Annotated in this window: 15 protein-coding genes; 10 read left to right on the forward strand and 5 right to left on the reverse strand. The window is 68.4% G+C overall.

Going from position 1 to position 15,721, the window contains the following annotated elements; genetic code table 11:
- The first annotated feature begins 53 nt into the window (after window positions 1–53).
- Window positions 54–770 carry a LuxR C-terminal-related transcriptional regulator gene (locus tag BDK63_RS03255; RefSeq protein ID WP_183329896.1) on the forward strand — a complete coding sequence of 239 codons (717 nt, stop codon included), beginning with the start codon at window positions 54–56 and terminating at the stop codon, window positions 768–770.
- Here BDK63_RS03255 and BDK63_RS03260 read toward each other — a convergent pair.
- The 5 genes from BDK63_RS03260 to BDK63_RS03280 all read right to left on the reverse strand — a co-directional run bounded on the left by BDK63_RS03260 (window position 763) and on the right by BDK63_RS03280 (window position 6,527).
- Window positions 763–1,992: a P-loop nucleotide/nucleoside kinase family protein gene (locus BDK63_RS03260; protein ID WP_183329897.1), complete on the reverse strand. Its 1,230-nt coding sequence runs from the start codon at window positions 1,990–1,992 to the stop codon at window positions 763–765. The genes BDK63_RS03255 and BDK63_RS03260 overlap by 8 nt on opposite strands.
- A 38-nt stretch (window positions 1,993–2,030) precedes the next feature.
- A complete protein-coding gene (gene hemL / locus BDK63_RS03265; protein ID WP_183329898.1) occupies window positions 2,031–3,320 on the reverse strand; it encodes a glutamate-1-semialdehyde 2,1-aminomutase in 1,290 nt (429 codons plus the stop codon).
- A 108-nt stretch (window positions 3,321–3,428) separates the two neighbouring features.
- Window positions 3,429–4,277, reverse strand: coding sequence for a bifunctional hydroxymethylpyrimidine kinase/phosphomethylpyrimidine kinase (thiD, locus tag BDK63_RS03270; protein ID WP_183329899.1), 849 nt, complete (start codon window positions 4,275–4,277; stop codon window positions 3,429–3,431).
- Window positions 4,277–4,708, reverse strand: a complete 432-nt coding sequence (hemJ, locus tag BDK63_RS03275) for a protoporphyrinogen oxidase HemJ (protein ID WP_183329900.1) — start codon at window positions 4,706–4,708, stop codon at window positions 4,277–4,279. Before hemJ ends, thiD begins: the two co-directional genes overlap by 1 nt.
- A gap of 52 nt (window positions 4,709–4,760) precedes the next feature.
- The gene (locus BDK63_RS03280; RefSeq protein ID WP_183329901.1) at window positions 4,761–6,527 is read right to left on the reverse strand and encodes a chloride channel protein; all 1,767 of its coding nucleotides are present in this window, start codon (window positions 6,525–6,527) and stop codon (window positions 4,761–4,763) included.
- Window positions 6,528–6,811: 284 nt separating this feature from the next.
- Here BDK63_RS03280 and argC point away from each other — a divergent pair, with 284 nt between their 5' ends.
- From argC to BDK63_RS03325, 9 genes are all read left to right on the forward strand, one after another.
- Complete coding sequence (gene argC, locus BDK63_RS03285; protein WP_183329902.1) at window positions 6,812–7,846, forward strand: N-acetyl-gamma-glutamyl-phosphate reductase; 1,035 nt, start codon at window positions 6,812–6,814, stop codon at window positions 7,844–7,846.
- Window positions 7,847–7,944: 98 nt separating this feature from the next.
- Window positions 7,945–8,298 (forward strand): iron-sulfur cluster insertion protein ErpA, encoded by a 354-nt coding sequence (erpA, locus tag BDK63_RS03290; RefSeq protein ID WP_183329903.1) that lies wholly within the window; start codon window positions 7,945–7,947, stop codon window positions 8,296–8,298.
- 106 nt (window positions 8,299–8,404) lie between these two features.
- Window positions 8,405–9,193, forward strand: a complete 789-nt coding sequence (locus BDK63_RS03295) for a transporter substrate-binding domain-containing protein (protein ID WP_183329904.1) — start codon at window positions 8,405–8,407, stop codon at window positions 9,191–9,193.
- A 106-nt stretch (window positions 9,194–9,299) separates the two neighbouring features.
- Window positions 9,300–9,971, forward strand: a complete 672-nt coding sequence (locus tag BDK63_RS03300; RefSeq protein ID WP_183329905.1) for an ABC transporter permease subunit — start codon at window positions 9,300–9,302, stop codon at window positions 9,969–9,971.
- A gap of 14 nt (window positions 9,972–9,985) precedes the next feature.
- Complete coding sequence (locus tag BDK63_RS03305; protein WP_221202492.1) at window positions 9,986–10,753, forward strand: amino acid ABC transporter ATP-binding protein; 768 nt, start codon at window positions 9,986–9,988, stop codon at window positions 10,751–10,753.
- Window positions 10,754–11,281: 528 nt separating this feature from the next.
- Window positions 11,282–13,177: a tRNA uridine-5-carboxymethylaminomethyl(34) synthesis enzyme MnmG gene (mnmG, locus tag BDK63_RS03310; protein WP_183329906.1), complete on the forward strand. Its 1,896-nt coding sequence runs from the start codon at window positions 11,282–11,284 to the stop codon at window positions 13,175–13,177.
- Window positions 13,174–13,827: a 16S rRNA (guanine(527)-N(7))-methyltransferase RsmG gene (gene rsmG / locus BDK63_RS03315; RefSeq protein ID WP_183329907.1), complete on the forward strand. Its 654-nt coding sequence runs from the start codon at window positions 13,174–13,176 to the stop codon at window positions 13,825–13,827. Before mnmG ends, rsmG begins: the two co-directional genes overlap by 4 nt.
- A 60-nt stretch (window positions 13,828–13,887) precedes the next feature.
- Complete coding sequence (locus tag BDK63_RS03320; protein WP_183329908.1) at window positions 13,888–14,658, forward strand: ParA family protein; 771 nt, start codon at window positions 13,888–13,890, stop codon at window positions 14,656–14,658.
- Between the two features lie 43 nt (window positions 14,659–14,701).
- Window positions 14,702–15,616, forward strand: coding sequence for a ParB/RepB/Spo0J family partition protein (locus tag BDK63_RS03325; protein WP_183329909.1), 915 nt, complete (start codon window positions 14,702–14,704; stop codon window positions 15,614–15,616).
- The last annotated feature ends 105 nt before the right edge of the window (window positions 15,617–15,721 follow it).

Here is a 15,721-nt window from a genome sequence, read left to right on the forward strand (position 1 = left end):
TATCATCCCTACAGACGCCAGGGGATTCACGAAGCTTCCCTGGGAGGCTACCCATGAACCAATCAAAAGGCATGGTCCTGCTGGTCACGGCCAGCAACCCCCAGACTCAGCTCTTCATCGACTACCTCCACAAGCAGCTGGCTTGTCCGGTCTCCGTGCTCTCCCCCGGCATCGAGTGGAAGCCCCGCGACGCGCGGCAGGCACTCATCCTGCTGGATGCGGACCACATGAGCGAGGAAACCATGCAGCAGTGGCATGCCCGCACCACCGAGGACGAGAACCTGACCCTCGCGGCCTTCAACCTGAAGGACGAGGACCATGCCCTCAGGGCCATGTCGGCGCTGCACCTGCAGGGGGTGTTCTACGGCAGCGACAGCCTGCCCATGATCTGCAAGGGGCTGGAAGCGTTGCTGGCCGGTGAGCTCTGGATGTCGCGCTCGCTGATGACCCGAATGATCTCCTTCCTGAGGCGGCAACAGCTCAACTCCTACCGGCCCGTATGCGGGCTGACCCACCGCGAGCTCGAGATCATCGGCCTGCTGGGGTCGGGGGCCTCGAACAGCGACATCGCCGACCGGCTCTTCGTGAGCGAACACACCGTCAAGTCGCACCTCTACAACATCTTCCGCAAGATCCAGGTACACAACCGGGTCCAGGCGGTGAACTGGGCGCGCCAGAACCTGGGGGTTCCTCCACCGCCTGACCTCTGTCGGCGACGGGGGTCCACCTCATCGGCGGCGAAGTCGGAGCCCCGCGACGGCTTCAGGTAAGCTTGACATGCTCCTCGATCAGGCCGACCAGGGTCTCGACGGCGTTGTCCGCCGTGGTGTCCAGGTGGACCAGGTGCAGGCGCTCCTCGTCGGCAAATGACTCGAAGGCCACCTGCTGCCGCGACAGCACGCGGAGGCTCCGGGCCACGTCGCTGCCCTGGCGACGCGCGCGCTTCTCGATGCGCCGCCTGAGCGTGGCATCATCCGCCTCGAAGCTGACCAGCAGGCAGGGCAGGCCCCGCGCCTCGGCCTGCTGGCGCAGCAGGTCCCGCTGCCAGCGGCAGAGGAAGGTCCCATCCACGCAGGCCGGGATACCGGCATCGAGCAGGGCCCCGGCACAGCTCGCCAGCCGGCGGTAGGTCCGGTCGGTGGCCTCGTCGGAGAAGATATCCACAGCCGCTCCGTCGCCGCCCCCCTGTGGATGGATGGCGACGGGGTCGAGGCCATGGAGGCGGCGCCGCTCCGCATCCGAACAGACCCGAATGGCCCCCAGCCGGGCGACCAGGCCACTGGTGAAGCGACTCTTGCCGCTGCCCGACACGCCCACCGCGATCACCAGCGGGGGGAACCGGAACTCGGCGATGCGTTCGGCCAGCGCCAGGTAGCGGCGGCACTCGCCCATGCACTCGGCCAGCAGGGCCGGGTGCTCCGGATCCTGGCCGTTGCCGGGCCGCCGGCGCAGCGAGCGGCGGGCACCGGAAAGCGCATGGCAGGTGCCGTAGAGCGACAGCAGCCTGGCCAGCTCGTAGTCCCCGGAAAGCCGCAGGTAGAGGTCCAGCGCCTGTCGCGTCAGGGCCGATTCGCCGCGGATCTCCAGCCCCACCATCAGGGCCGCCAGGTCACTGGCCGGGTCCGCCGGCAGGTCGGCCCCGGGTGCCTCGGGGTCGCGGCCGATGGCATTGGCCATCAGCACCCGGCCCTGATGAGCAAGCCGGCTGCCGGGATGCGAGAGGGCCCAGCTGGGCAGCGCTGCACGCGCCTCCAGCAGCGGCCCCAGCCGGGCCATGTCCTGCTCCAGCCATGCCTCGAGGTAAGCCAGGCGTTCACGGTCCTCGTCGCCGGGGAGCCGCTCGCGGAGCGCCGCGATCTCACCATCGGCCAGGGCACGGACGGCGGCGGCCCCGGGCGCGCCAGGCGAGGGCTCGGCATCGGCATGAAAGGCCACCAGGTCGGCGATCAGCGCCTCGAGCTCCAGGACTTCATCCTCTTGTCTTTGGCCCATCGTGCATCTCCGGGGATAGTCGATCGGTCAGGCGACGGTCACGCCTGCTGCATGGTCACGAAGGCCTTCTCGGCCGCATCCAGGGTCAGCTGGATGTCCTCAGGCGCATGGGCACTGGACATGAACCCCGCCTCGTAGGCCGAGGGTGCCAGGTAGACCCCCTCGTCGAGCATCGCCGAGAAGAAGCGCCGGAAGGCGCCGGCGTCGCAGGCCGTGGCCTGGGCGAAGTTGTCGACCCGACTCTGGCGGGTGAAGAAGAGCCCGAACATGCCCCCGGCACGCTGGGTGATCATGTCGACGCCAGCGGCATCGGCACGCTCCTCAAGCCCGTGGCAGAGGGTCTCCACGCGCTGGGCCAGGGCATCATGGAAGCCGGGCTGGCGCAGCTTGGTGAGCAGGGCGATGCCGGCGGCCATGGCCAGGGGATTCCCCGACAGGGTCCCCGCCTGGTAGACCGGCCCCAGCGGCGAGATGTTGGACATGATCGCCTCGCTGCCCCCGAAGGCCCCCACCGGCATGCCGCCACCGACGATCTTGCCCAGGCAGGTGAGGTCGGGGTGGATGCCGTAGTGGGCCTGGGCACCGCCCAGGGCGACCCGGAAGCCGGTCATGACCTCGTCGAAGATCAGCACGCTGTCATGGGCATCGCACAGCTTGCGCAGGGTCTCCAGGAAGCCCGGCTGCGGGGGAATGCAGTTCATGTTGCCGGCCACCGGCTCGACGATGATGCAGGCGATCTGGTCACCGATCTCCTCGAAGCACTGCTCCACGGCATCCAGATCGTTGTAGGGCAGGGTGACGGTGTGCTCGGCCAGGGACGCCGGCACGCCGGGCGAACTGGGCTCGCCGTGGGTCAGGGCGCCGGAACCGGCCTTGACCAGCAGGGAGTCGGAGTGGCCATGGTAGTTGCCCTCGAACTTGACGATCTTGTCGCGGCCGGTGACCCCGCGGGCCAGGCGGATCGCCGACATGGTGGCCTCGGTCCCGGAACTGGTCATCCGCACCATCTCGATGGAGGGGATGATCTCGCAGATCAGGTCGGCCATGGTGGTCTCGATGGCCGTGGGGGTACCGAACGACAGGCCGTGATCCAGGCGGCTGCGAACCGCCTCCAGCACCTCCGGATCGGCATGGCCGGTGATCATCGGCCCCCAGGAGCCGACGTAGTCGACGTAGCGCTTGCCCTCGACGTCGAAGAGGTAGGCACCCCGGGCACGCTCCATGAACACCGGTGGACGCTCCAGTCCCTTGAAGGCGCGCACCGGAGAGTTGACGCCACCCGGGATGTGCCGGCAGGCCTGTTCGAAGAGCTGTGCGGATGTGGTCATGTGGATCGGGTCCTCGAAAAGCATGTGGATAATTCTCTGGATAACCTTTTCATGGTTCTCCCGTTGCCCCCATTCTCGATGCTGGGGCACGCGATGGCCAGCCCGCCCTCATGCATCGGGGCGAGCCCAGCGTGGTTCGGCCGGCGAGGGCAGCTGCCAGAGACGCCGCGGCAGGGCCTGGTCGCTGCCGGGTCGCCAGCCGTGGGCCAGGGCCTGCCAGGTAAAGGCCTGGGCCTGCTCGCAGGCAGCCACCAGCGACTCGCCTGCCGCCAGCCGCGCCGCCAGCGCCGCTGCCAGGGTGCAGCCGGACCCATGGAAACTGCCCTGTAGCCGCGGCCAGGACCACTGGCGACTCTGGTCGGGGGTATGCAGCGTGTGGGCCACTCGGTCTCCGGGGGTACCGGCAGCCGGCGAATCCGTGCCGGTCACCAGCACCGCCTGACAGCCCAGCGTCATCAGCTCCACGGCGCGTTCGGTGTCCTCTTCCTCCGAGACCGACAGCCGGCGCAGCTCGTGCCGGTTGGGCGTCAGGATATCCACAAGAGGAAGGAGGCGGGACCGGCACGCGTCCACCAGCTCGGCTGTGGATAACTCACCGCCGCCGCCGGCCCGCAGCACCGGGTCCACCACCAGCGGCACCCCGGGAAAGCGCCGCACGATGTCGGTGACCGCGTCCAGGGTCGCCAGGTCGGCCACCAGGCCGACCTTGATGGCGGCGATCTCGAACTCGCCAAGGGCGGCCGCCATGGCACGCATGGCATCGGGATCGCCGGGGAACACCGCCGTGACATCCCGGCAGTTCTGCACGGTCAACGCCGTGGGGATGGTCAGCGCCCAGCCGCCGCAGGCGGCGATCGCCTCGGCATCGGCCACCAGGCCGGCTCCCCCGGTGGGGTCATGGCCGGCGAGCACCAGCACCGCCGGCAGGTGTCGGGTGAGGGAGGTCTCGTCGGCCATCAGAAGGGCTTCAGCACGGCCAGGAAGACGATCACCAGCAGGGCGATGACCGGCAGCTCGTTGAACCAGCGGAAGAACACGTGGCTCCTGGTGCAGCGTCCCTCGCGGAACTGCTTTAGGTAGATCAGGCAGACATGGTGGTAGGCCACCAGCAGCGCCACCAGCAACAGCTTGGCGTGCAGCCACCCCTGGCTCAGCCAGAAGGGCATCTGGTAGAGCATCACGCCGCCGAACAGCAGTACGGCGACCATCGAGGGCGTCATGATCCCGCGGTAGAGCTTGCGCTCCATCACCAGGAAGTGGTCGATGGCCTGCTGCTCGCCGCGGTCGCGCGCCATGGCGTGGTAGACATAGAGCCGCGGCAGGTAGAAGAGCGCGGCAAACCAGGTGACCATGGCAATGAGGTGCAGGGCCTTGATCGACAGATACATGAGGGCTCCTCGGCAGGAAGGGGCACGTGGCCGGTGCCCCGGGCGGGTGGCACTAGTCGCTGAGACGGTAGTAGCGCTCGATGGCGCCACGCGTGATGATACCGGAAATCCGCTTCTGTTTCGGGCGGTTGCCATGCTCCACGTAGAGCGCATCCACCGCCTGGTCATTGAGCCGTTCGAAGGCCTCAGAGAGGGTGGCCTGCAGGTGGATGGGCGCCATCTCCAGCCGCACCCCGGGGATCTCCAGCAGGTCGATCAACGGCGCCTCGTCGACCTCCACCTCGGCATTTCGGGACTCGTCCTCCATGAGCCAGCGGGCCAGGTCCGCCGCCTTCAGCGCCAGGGTCGGCTTGTCGTCGCGGGAGCGCTCGATCAGCACCCAGACCGGATTCGCCTCGAGCAGGGCCCGGGCCCGGTCGCGGCTCACCAGGCGCGGCGTGCGGACCAGGCTGCGCTCCATCACCGCCGGCACGGAGACCCGCGACAGCGCCTGCATCAGCGGCTGCTGGAGCGGATGCAGGCCATGGCGGGTGGTGCTGATGAAGAAGCCGTCGCAGCGACACAGCTGGCGGGAGGTGAGCCCGGAGACCACCACCGCCAGCATGCCGGGCAGGATGATGTTGGGGTTGTGGGTCAGCTCGAGCAGGGCCATCAGGGCCGCCAGCGGCGCCTGCAGCACCGCCCCCATCATCGCCGCCATGCCGAGCATGGCATAGACCCCCGGATCCGCGCCCCGCGCGGGCCAGATCCAGCCGCCGAGCAGCCCCATCAGCGCCCCCGCCGCGGCACCGATCACCAGCACCGGGCCGATGATGCCGATGGGGATGCCGCTGGCCACGGTGATCGCCGTGAGCAGCAGCTTGGCCACCACCAGCGCCAGCAGCACGTCCACCGCCAGGTCACCGGTCAGCGAGGCGCTCAGGCTGTCATAGCCGATGCCCTGGACCTCGGGATACCACCAGGCCACGCCGGCCGTGGCCACGGCCACCAGCGAGAGGCGCAGCCACACCGGCAGCCGGGTGATCCAGGCACTGCGCGCCACGTGGATGAAGAGCCCGGCCAGCAGGCCGATCACCAGCGCCGTCACCACCAGCCAGGGCAGGTTGGAGAGGGAACCCAGGCTCACCGTGGGCACCTGGAAGGCGGGCTCGGAGCCATAGACCAGCTGGGCCACCACGGCTCCCATGGTGGAGGCGAGGATCACCGGCATGAAACCGGCGATGGTGTACTCCATCATCACCACTTCCATGGCGAAGATGACGCCGGCGATGGGCGTGTTGAAGGAGGCGGAGATCCCCGCCGCGGTGCCGCAGGCCACCAGCACCCGCAGGCTGTTGTGGGGCAGGCGCAGCTGCTGGCCGAGGCCGCTGGAGGCGGCGGCGCCGAGATGGATCGCCGGCCCCTCGCGGCCGGCAGAGAGGCCGCCCAGCACCGTGACCACGCCGACCCACCACTGGTTGAGCCAGTTGCGCAGCGGAAAACGCCCCTGGTGGTAGGTCAGGCGCTCCACCACATGGCCCACGCCCAGCTTGCGTGCCGCCTGGGGCTGACGCCACAGCAGCACGCCGACGAGGATGACCGCCAGGATCGGCAGCAGGGATCGCACCAGCGGCGAGAGCCCCTCGAAGGCCTCGGGATCACCCCCGGGCATGAAGGCCAGCCCGCCCAGGTCGAGCAGCAGCCGGAACCCCACCATGAACCCGCCGGTGATCAGCCCCGAGACCACGCCCAGCACGCAGAGCTGGGGCAGGGCATCGACGTTGGCCAGGCGCTGGCGAAAGCCCTCCAGGCTGAGGTCGGGTAGTGAGAAACGCGGCACGGCAAGAGTCCTGTTCTACCGGTTCCATGGCCTGCACTGTCACCGCTGGTGTTGACTCGGGGCTGATCCGTCGACAGGCCTTCGAGGAGGCGCTGTGAACCCATCCCTGGGCGCTACCGATGCCATCCCTGGCATAGGACCTCCTCTTCGGCCTGTCCCCGGCGCCCCTCGTCCCCCGGCAGGACTGCACAGCTTCCTGGAGCCTATGGGTCGGCCCCCGCCTTCTTGTGTATCATATTCGTCACAACCGAGCCCAGCCCGAGACCAGGCGGAAGGAGTGGAACGTGATCAAGGTCGGAATCGTCGGCGGCACCGGATACACCGGGGTCGAACTGCTCAGGCTGCTGGCCCAGCATCCCGAGGTGGAGGTGGAGGCCATCACCTCCCGCTCCGAGGCGGGCATGGGGGTCGCCGAGATGTACCCCAACCTGCGTGGCCACTACGACGACCTGGCGTTCAGCGAGCCGGATGCCGACCGCCTGGGCGCCTGCGACGCGGTCTTCTTCGCCACGCCCCATGGCGTGGCCCACGCCCTGGCCGGCGAGCTCCTCGAGCGCGGCACCCGGGTGATCGATCTCTCCGCGGACTTCCGCCTGCGCGACGCCGAGGAGTGGGCCGAGTGGTACGGCCAGCCCCACGGCGCACCGGCGCTGCTCGGCGAGGCGGTCTACGGCCTGCCGGAGGTGAACCGCGACAGGATCCGCGAGGCCCGGCTGATCGCCGTGCCCGGCTGCTATCCCACCGCCGTCCAGCTCGGCATGCTGCCGCTGCTCGAGGCCGGCCTGATCGATGCGGACCACGTCATCGCCGACTGCAAGTCCGGGGTCACCGGCGCCGGGCGCGGCGCCAAGGTCCCCTCGCTGCTGGCCGAGGCCAGCGAGTCGATGAAGGCCTACGGCGCCGCCGGCCACCGCCACCTGCCGGAGATCCGCCAGGGCCTGGGCGACGCCGCCGGCGGCCCGGTGGGGCTGACCTTCGTGCCCCACCTGACCCCGATGATCCGCGGCATCCATGCCACCCTCTACGGGCGGCTCACGGGCGAGCCGGGCGACCTGCAGGCGCTCTTCGAGCGGCGCTTCGCCGACGAGCCCTTCGTGGATGTGATGCCCGCCGGCAGCCACCCGGAGACCCGCAGCGTCAAGGGCGCCAACCTCTGCCGCATCGCCGTGCACCGCCCGGGCAACGGCGACACCGTGGTGGTGCTGGCGGTGATCGACAACCTGGTCAAGGGCGCCTCCGGCCAGGCGATCCAGAACCTCAACCTGATGTTCGGCTTCGCCGAGAACGCCGGCCTCGCCGCCCCGGCGCTGATGCCCTGAATCCCGCTCACCTTCTCCCCCAGCAAAAGTTGACCCTTTTGCTGGGGATTGGGGATAATGGTCGATCGAAATCCCCATTTCCCTTCAGGGAGCTCTCCATGAGCGGTGCCGAATCCTTTGTTCCCACGCCCCTGCTGCTCTCCGACAGCGCCCGGACGCGGCTCCAGTCGCTGATCGAGGAGGAGGGCAACAGCCACCTCAAGCTGCGGGTCTTCGTGACCGGCGGCGGCTGCTCGGGCTTCCAGTACGGCTTCGATTTCTCCGAGGAGGTCGCCGAGGATGACACCGTGATCGAGTTCGGTGAGGTGGCCCTGGTGGTCGACCCGCTCTCCTACCAGTACCTGGTCGGCTCCACGGTGGACTTCGAGGAGGGGCTCGCCGGCGCCCGCTTCCTGGTGCAGAACCCCAACGCCACCACCACCTGCGGCTGTGGCGCCTCCTTCATGGTGTGATCGCTTCCCGCGCAGCGCTGACAGCCCCGACTTGACGCTCTGGGGGATTCTCGCCAAGGTTGAAAAGGCGAATCCCATCAGAAAATACCCAAGAACGGGGAGTCTCATGAAAGCATCCACCTGCGCTTCACCGCGGCTGAAGCAATCCACGCTGGCCGCCGCCCTGGCACTCGGCCTCGGCATATCCGCCTCGGCCAGCGCCCAGAATCCCACCGTCAACGTCGTCACCGACCCGAGCTTCGTGCCCTTCGAGATGATGGATCCCGAGACCGGCGAGATGATCGGCTTCGACATGGACATGATCAACGAACTCGCCGAGCGTGCCGGGTTCGAGATCAACCTGACTACCATGGAGTTCGCCGGCATCATCCCCGCCGTGCAGACCGGCAGCCAGGAAATCGCCATCGCCGGCGTGACCATCACCGAGGAGCGCGCCGAGATCGTCGACTTCTCGGATCCCTACTACGACTCCGGCCTGCGCATCATCGTGCGTGCCGACAACGACAGCGTCGAGACCCTCGAGGACCTCGCGGGCCTCGCGGTGGCCACCCGCATCGGCTCCACCAGCTACGACTTCCTCCAGGAGAACCTGGGCGACAGCGCGGACATCACCCCCTACCCGGGCAACAGCGACATGTACATGGCGCTGCTCGGCCGCAACGTCGATGCCGCCTTCTACGATGCCCCCAACGTGGCCTACTTCTCCCAGACCCGTGGCGAAGGCCGCACCAAGGTGGTGGGGCCTCTCTACGAGGGCCAGCAGTACGGCATCGTCTTCCACAAGGGCAGCCAGTGGGTCGAGCCGGTCAACGAGGCGCTCGCCGAGATGCGCGAGGACGGCACCTACGCCGAGCTCTACGAGAAGTGGTTCGGCGAGGCACCCGAGGAAGATTGAATCCCCGATGTGCCCTGAACCTCCCGCCATGGCGGGATGACCAGCGGGGCCGGGCGGTACTGCCTCCCGGCCCCGCGTCGTTTCCAGCTATCCCGGAGAGACGCCCGTGGAAGTGACCTTTCAATTCGACTGGGCGGCCGCGTTCCGCTCGATCCCACACCTGCTGCCGGGCATTCCCTGGACCCTGCTGATCTCCTTCGGCGGTCTGGCCATCGGGTTTGTCATCGGCATCATCTTCGGGCTGATGCGCATCAGCCCGTCACGCCTGCTGCGCCTGCCGGCCATCGTCTACATCGAGGTGTTCCGCGGCACGCCCATCCTGGTGCAGGTGCTGTTCATCTTCTATGGCCTGCCCCAGCTGCTGGGCGGCCCCATCAACGCCCTGACCGCAGGCATCGCCGCCATCGCGGTCAACTCCGGCGCCTACATCTCCGAGGTGGTGCGCGGCGGGGTGCAGTCCATCGAGCGCGGCCAGCGCGAAGCCTCGCTGTCGCTGGGGCTATCCCGCACCCAGGCCTTCCGCTACGTGATCTGGCCCCAGGCCTTCCGCCGCATGATCCCGCCGCTGGGCAACCAGGGGATCATCAGCATCAAGGACACCTCGCTGTTCTCGGTGATCGGCGTCGGCGAGCTGGTCCGCCAGGGGCAGATCTACATCGCCACCACCTTCACCGCCCTGGAGGTCTACTTCATGGTGGCACTGATGTACCTGGCCATCACCTGGAGCCTGTCGCTGCTGCTGCGCCAGCTCGAGAAGCGCGGCCTGGTCGGCCAATGAGAGGGAGCCCACGCATGACACAGAACGAGAACTCGACCGCTCCCATCGTGCGCATGGAGAAGGTCAACAAGCACTTCGGCAGCCTGCACGTGCTCCAGGACATCGACCTCGAGGTAGCTACCGGCGAGGTGGTCGTGGTCATCGGCGCCAGCGGCTCCGGCAAGTCGACGCTGATCCGCTGCATCAACGGCCTGGAGGAATTCCAGGACGGCCACATCGAGGTGGACGGCAACGAGCTCACCCCCCACGGCAAGAGCGGCAAGGCGCTGCAGAAGATCCGCACCGAGGTGGGCATGGTGTTCCAGCAGTTCAACCTCTTCCCGCACCTCAGCGTGCTCGACAACGTCATCCTGGCGCCCATGAAGGTACGCGGCTGGAGCCGTGCCGACGCCGTGGAGACGGCCCAGCGGCTGCTGGAACGGGTCGGCATCAGCGACCAGGCCGCCAAGTACCCCAGCCAGCTCTCCGGCGGCCAGCAGCAGCGGGTGGCGCTGGCCAGGGCGCTGGCCATGGAGCCGCGGCTGATGCTCTTCGACGAGCCCACCTCCGCGCTCGACCCGGAGATGATCGGCGAGGTGCTGGATGCCATGCGCGAGCTGGCGCGGGAGGGGATGACCATGATCATCGTCACCCACGAGATGGGCTTCGCCCGGGAGGTGGCCGACCGGGTCATCTACATCCACAAGGGGGAGATCGCCGAGGAGGCGCCGCCCGAGAAGATCTTCGACACCCCCGAGGACGAGCGCACCCGCAGCTTCCTCGCGCGCGTCCTCAAGCACTGACCCCCGCTCGGCGCCGCCAGATCGGGCCCTGTCGACTGCGACAGGGCCTTTTTTTTTGCCTGTGGACAAGAGATCGGCCAGATATCGCGATAATGCCCCAGGGGCCCCATGCCAGAGGCGTTGTGGACAGCCAGGGGCGGTTGTTCACAGCCGCGGGCACAAGCCTTGTAGCCGCCGGTGGACAAGCCTTGCAGGCCTCACGCTGTGGACAGGTCGCGATTCCATCCACAGGCTCCGGCGGCTCCCTCCGCAGGCAGTCACCCGCTTGTCCTGGCTTTGGTCAACAATGCATCCTGTTGATAATAATCTGGATTATTTAGTTATCCACGGAAACTGTCCACACCAGTAGTAACAACCACAACAGAACTTCTCTCTTTATATTCTGTTTTAACTGATAGGGAAGCCGGCGTGGTGGAGACCCGAAATCGGCATGTGGAAAACCCTGACGATTACCCACAGGGGGTTTATACTGGCGGGCTGATTTCATCCTGACCGCGAGACAGGCGCCCGGCGCCAACGAGGTGCACCTTGGATTACCCCGACCGCTTTGACGTCATCGTCATCGGCGGTGGCCATGCGGGAACCGAAGCCGCCCTGGCCTCCGCCCGCATGGGCTGTCAGACCCTGCTGCTGACCCACAACATCGAGACCCTGGGCCAGATGTCCTGCAATCCCGCCATCGGCGGCATCGGCAAGAGCCATCTGGTCAAGGAGATCGATGCGCTGGGCGGTGCCATGGGCGTTGCCACCGACCTGGGTGGCATCCAGTTCCGCGTGCTCAATGCCCGCAAGGGGCCGGCGGTGAGAGCGACCCGGGCCCAGGCCGATCGCGTTCGCTACAAGGCGGCCATCCGCGGCATCCTGGAGAACCAGCCCAACCTGACGCTGTTCCAGCAGGCCGCCGGTGACCTGGTCGTCGAGGGCGACACCGTCCGCGGCGTGGTCACCGAGACCGGCATCCGCTTCCTCGGCGAGACCGTGGTGCTGTGCACCGGCACCTTCCTCGGCGGGGTGATCCACATCGGGCTCGACCAGAGCCGCGGAGGCCGTGCCGGTGACCCGCCCTCCAATCGCCTGGCCGAGCGCCTGCGGGCCCTCCCGTTCCGGGTCGACCGGCTCAAGACCGGCACTCCGCCGCGGCTGGATGCCCGGAGCCTCGACTTCTCGCTCCTCGAGGAGCAGCCCGGCGATACCCCGACCCCTGTGATGTCCTTCCTGGGCAACCGTGCGCAGCATCCCCGGCAGGTGAGCTGCCATATCGCCCACACCAACGAGCGCACCCACGAGATCATCCTCGCCAACCTCGACCGTTCGCCCATGTACTCCGGCGTGATCGAGGGGGTCGGGCCGCGATACTGCCCCTCCATCGAGGACAAGGTGCACCGCTTCGCCGACAAGGCGAGCCACCAGGTGTTCGTCGAGCCCGAGGGGCTGGACACCCACGAGCTCTACCCCAACGGCATCTCCACCTCGCTGCCCTTCGACGTGCAGCTGCAGGTGGTGCGCTCGATCAAGGGGCTGGAGAACGCCCACATCACCCGCCCCGGCTATGCCATCGAGTACGACTTCTTCGACCCGCGGGACCTGAAGCACTCGCTGGAGACGAAATTCATCCACAACCTGTTCTTCGCCGGGCAGATCAACGGCACCACCGGCTACGAGGAGGCCGGCGCCCAGGGACTGCTGGCCGGGCTCAATGCCGCCCGCCGGGCCCAGGACCTGGAAGCCTGGTGCCCGCGTCGCGACGAGGCCTACCTGGGCGTGCTGGTGGACGACCTGATCACCCTGGGGACGAAGGAGCCCTACCGCATGTTCACCTCGCGGGCCGAGTACCGCCTGCTGCTGCGCGAGGACAACGCCGACCTGCGCCTCACCGAGGCCGGCCGCGAACTGGGCCTGGTGGATGACACCCGCTGGGCTGCCTTCAGCGAGAAGCGCGAGGCGATCGAGCGGGAGAGCGCCCGGCTCAAGGCCAGCTGGGTCCAGCCGGGCAGCGCGGCGGCGGCCTCCGTCGAGGAGAAGACCGGCAAGCCGCTGGCCCGCGAGTACAGCCTGATGGACCTGCTCAAGCGCCCGGAACTCGGCTATGGCGACCTGGCCGGCCTCATCGGCGAGCCGGTGGAGGACGAGGCGGTGGCCGAGCAGGTGCAGATCCAGGCCAAGTACCAGGGCTACATCGATCGCCAGCAGGACGAGATCGACCGGCTCAAGCGCCACGAGGCCATGCCGCTGCCCGCTGACCTGGACTACCGGCATGTCGAGGGGCTCTCCCACGAGATTCGCCAGAAGCTCGCCGAGGCGCGCCCCGAGACCCTGGCCCAGGCCTCGCGCATCTCCGGGGTCACACCGGCGGCGGTCTCGATCCTGCTGATCCACCTCAAGAAGCGCCGCCTGCTCGATGACCAGAAGGCGGCCAGCGCATGACGGCAGTGGAGCCGGCCGTCGCCGCGCGTCTCGACCAGGGCCTCGAACGCCTCGCCATTCCCGTCGATGCCGAACAGCACCGCCGCCTGCTGGCGCTGCTCGCGCTGTTGCACAAGTGGAACCGCGCCTATAACCTCACCGCGATACGGTCGCCCGAGGAGATGGTCTCCCGCCACCTGCTCGACAGCGCCGCCGTGCTGCCCCATATCGCCGGACCGACGCTGCTCGACGTGGGCGCGGGGCCGGGGCTGCCGGGACTGGTGCTGGCGATCCTCAGGCCGGAGGTGGCGGTCACCCTGCTCGACAGCAACGGCAAGAAGGTGCGCTTCCAGCGGCAGGCCGTGATGGAGCTGGGCCTGACCAACGTCACCCCCGTGCAGGCTCGGGTCGAGGCGTTCTCGGGACAGTTCGACCAGGTCATCTCGCGCGCCTTCGCCAGCCTGGGCGACTTCGTCTCCCTGACGCTGCCCCTGGTGGCCCCCGGCGGACAGTGGCTGGCCATGAAGGGCCCGGCGGTGGAGGATGAGCTGGCCGGCGTGCCGGATGAGGTCGTGCCGGTGGCCCGACACACGCTGACGGTTCCCTACGATGTCGGCAGTCGGCTGCTGGTGATCCTGGAGCGCCAGGCTGACCCCCGGGCTCGCCCGTGAGATGTTCGCTCGTGGGGAGCACCGAATGACAATCCGTGTTTCCCAGCAAGGGAGTTGCCCGTGACCAAGATCATCGCCTTGACCAATCAGAAGGGCGGGGTCGGCAAGACCACCACCGCCGTCAACCTCGCCGCCAGCCTGGCGGCGCTGGATCGTCGCGTGCTGCTGGTCGACCTGGATCCCCAGGGCCATGCCACCATGGGCAGCGGGGTGGACAAGCACGAGCTGGAGGGCAGTGTGCTGGACGTGCTGCTGGGCGACCGGGCCGCCGCGGAGGTGATCCTCGACTGCCCCGAGGCCGGCTACACCCTGCTGCCCGGCAACGGCGACCTCACCGCTGCCGAGGTGGCGCTGCTGGATCGCGAGGCCGGCCGCGAGCGCTGCCTCGACCGTGCGCTCACCGATGTCGCCGGCGAGTACGACGTGGTGCTGATCGACTGCCCGCCCTCGCTCAACATGCTGACCGTCAACGGCCTCACCGCGGCCCATGGCGTGCTGATCCCGCTGCAGTGCGAGTTCTACGCGCTGGAGGGGCTCTCGGCGCTGCTCGACACCGTGGAACAGATCAAGGACAGCGTGAACCCCGACCTCGAGGTCTACGGCATCCTGCGTACCATGTTCGATGCCCGCAACAGCCTGACCCGCGACGTCACCAAGCAGCTGCGCGACTACTTCGGCGACACCCTGCTGAAGGCCACCATCCCGCGCAACGTGAGAGTGGCCGAGGCACCCAGCCACGGCCTGCCGGTGACCAAGTACGCCCGCTTCTCGCGGGGCAGCCAGGCGCATCGGGTGCTGGCCAAGGAGCTGATCCGCCGGCTTTCGCTGTAGGCCGGGGGGATCCTGCTGTAACCGCTGTGATGAGGGAATGTCGATGACGCGTAAACGCGCCCTGGGACGTGGACTGGATGCCCTGATCGGTGCCGGTGCCCGTCGCCGCGATAGCCTGGACCTGCCCGAGATCGCCATCGAGGGGAACGAGGAGGCGCCGGCCGCCCAGGCCCCCGATGCCGGCGAGCGCCTGGAGCGCCTGCCGCTGGGCCAGCTCTCCCGGGGCAAGTACCAGCCGCGCCGCGATATCCAGCCCGAGGCGCTGGAGGAACTGGCCGACTCGATCCGTGCCCAGGGGGTGATGCAGCCCATCGTGGTGCGCCCCAGCGGCGAGGACCGCTACGAGATCATCGCCGGGGAGCGGCGCTGGCGTGCCGCCCAGCTGGCCGAGCTGGATACCATCCCGGCGGTGATCCGCGAGGTCAGCGACGAGGTGGCCCTGGCCCTGGCGCTGATCGAGAACATCCAGCGCGAGAACCTCAACCCGGTGGAGGAGGCGCTGGCGCTCAAGCGGCTGCTGGAGGAGTTCGCGCTCACCCAGCAGCAGGTGGCCGACGCGGTGGGCAAGTCCCGCGCCCAGGTCGCCAACCTGCTGCGGCTGCTGGCGCTGGACCCCGAGGTGCAGACCCTGCTCGAGCGCGGCGACCTGGACATGGGCCACGCCCGGGCGCTGCTGGCGCTCTCCGGGGCGAAGCAGCGCCGTGCGGCCCACGAGGTGGTCAACAAGGACCTCACCGTCCGCGACACCGAGGCGCTGGTCAAGCGCCTCGCCGCGGGGGAGCCGAAGAAGGCCGAGAAGGCGTCGCCCAGCCCCGACGTGGCCCGACTTGAGACCCGCCTGGGCGAGCTGCTCGGCGCCCCGGTGAAGATCCAGCACGGACGCGGCGGCAAGGGTCGCCTGACCATCCGCTACGCCAGCCTCGACGAGCTGGACGGCATTCTCGAGCACATCCAGTGACGCTGCGTGGCTCCGCGACTTGTCGACAATCCCTGCACCTTTGGTCGAAATCTGACCGTTGCGGGCGGCAATTAGGCGTGACGTCGGTTGAAGGCCCGGGGGGGG

It is taken from the genome of Halomonas campaniensis, from assembly GCF_014193375.1.
Lineage (GTDB): Bacteria > Pseudomonadota > Gammaproteobacteria > Pseudomonadales > Halomonadaceae > Halomonas > Halomonas campaniensis.

What these genes read in the sequence shown, in the direction of transcription:
- BDK63_RS03255 (WP_183329896.1), top strand. Translation starts at nt 54, where the DNA reads ATGAACCAATCAAAAGGCATGGTCCTGCTGGTCACGGCCAGCAACCCC.
- BDK63_RS03260 (WP_183329897.1), bottom strand. Translation starts at nt 1,992, where the DNA reads ATGGGCCAAAGACAAGAGGATGAAGTCCTGGAGCTCGAGGCGCTGATC.
- hemL (WP_183329898.1), bottom strand. Translation starts at nt 3,320, where the DNA reads ATGACCACATCCGCACAGCTCTTCGAACAGGCCTGCCGGCACATCCCG.
- thiD (WP_183329899.1), bottom strand. Translation starts at nt 4,277, where the DNA reads ATGGCCGACGAGACCTCCCTCACCCGACACCTGCCGGCGGTGCTGGTG.
- hemJ (WP_183329900.1), bottom strand. Translation starts at nt 4,708, where the DNA reads ATGTATCTGTCGATCAAGGCCCTGCACCTCATTGCCATGGTCACCTGG.
- erpA (WP_183329903.1), top strand. Translation starts at nt 7,945, where the DNA reads ATGAGCGGTGCCGAATCCTTTGTTCCCACGCCCCTGCTGCTCTCCGAC.
- BDK63_RS03295 (WP_183329904.1), top strand. Translation starts at nt 8,405, where the DNA reads ATGAAAGCATCCACCTGCGCTTCACCGCGGCTGAAGCAATCCACGCTG.
- BDK63_RS03305 (WP_221202492.1), top strand. Translation starts at nt 9,986, where the DNA reads ATGACACAGAACGAGAACTCGACCGCTCCCATCGTGCGCATGGAGAAG.
- rsmG (WP_183329907.1), top strand. Translation starts at nt 13,174, where the DNA reads ATGACGGCAGTGGAGCCGGCCGTCGCCGCGCGTCTCGACCAGGGCCTC.
- BDK63_RS03325 (WP_183329909.1), top strand. Translation starts at nt 14,702, where the DNA reads ATGACGCGTAAACGCGCCCTGGGACGTGGACTGGATGCCCTGATCGGT.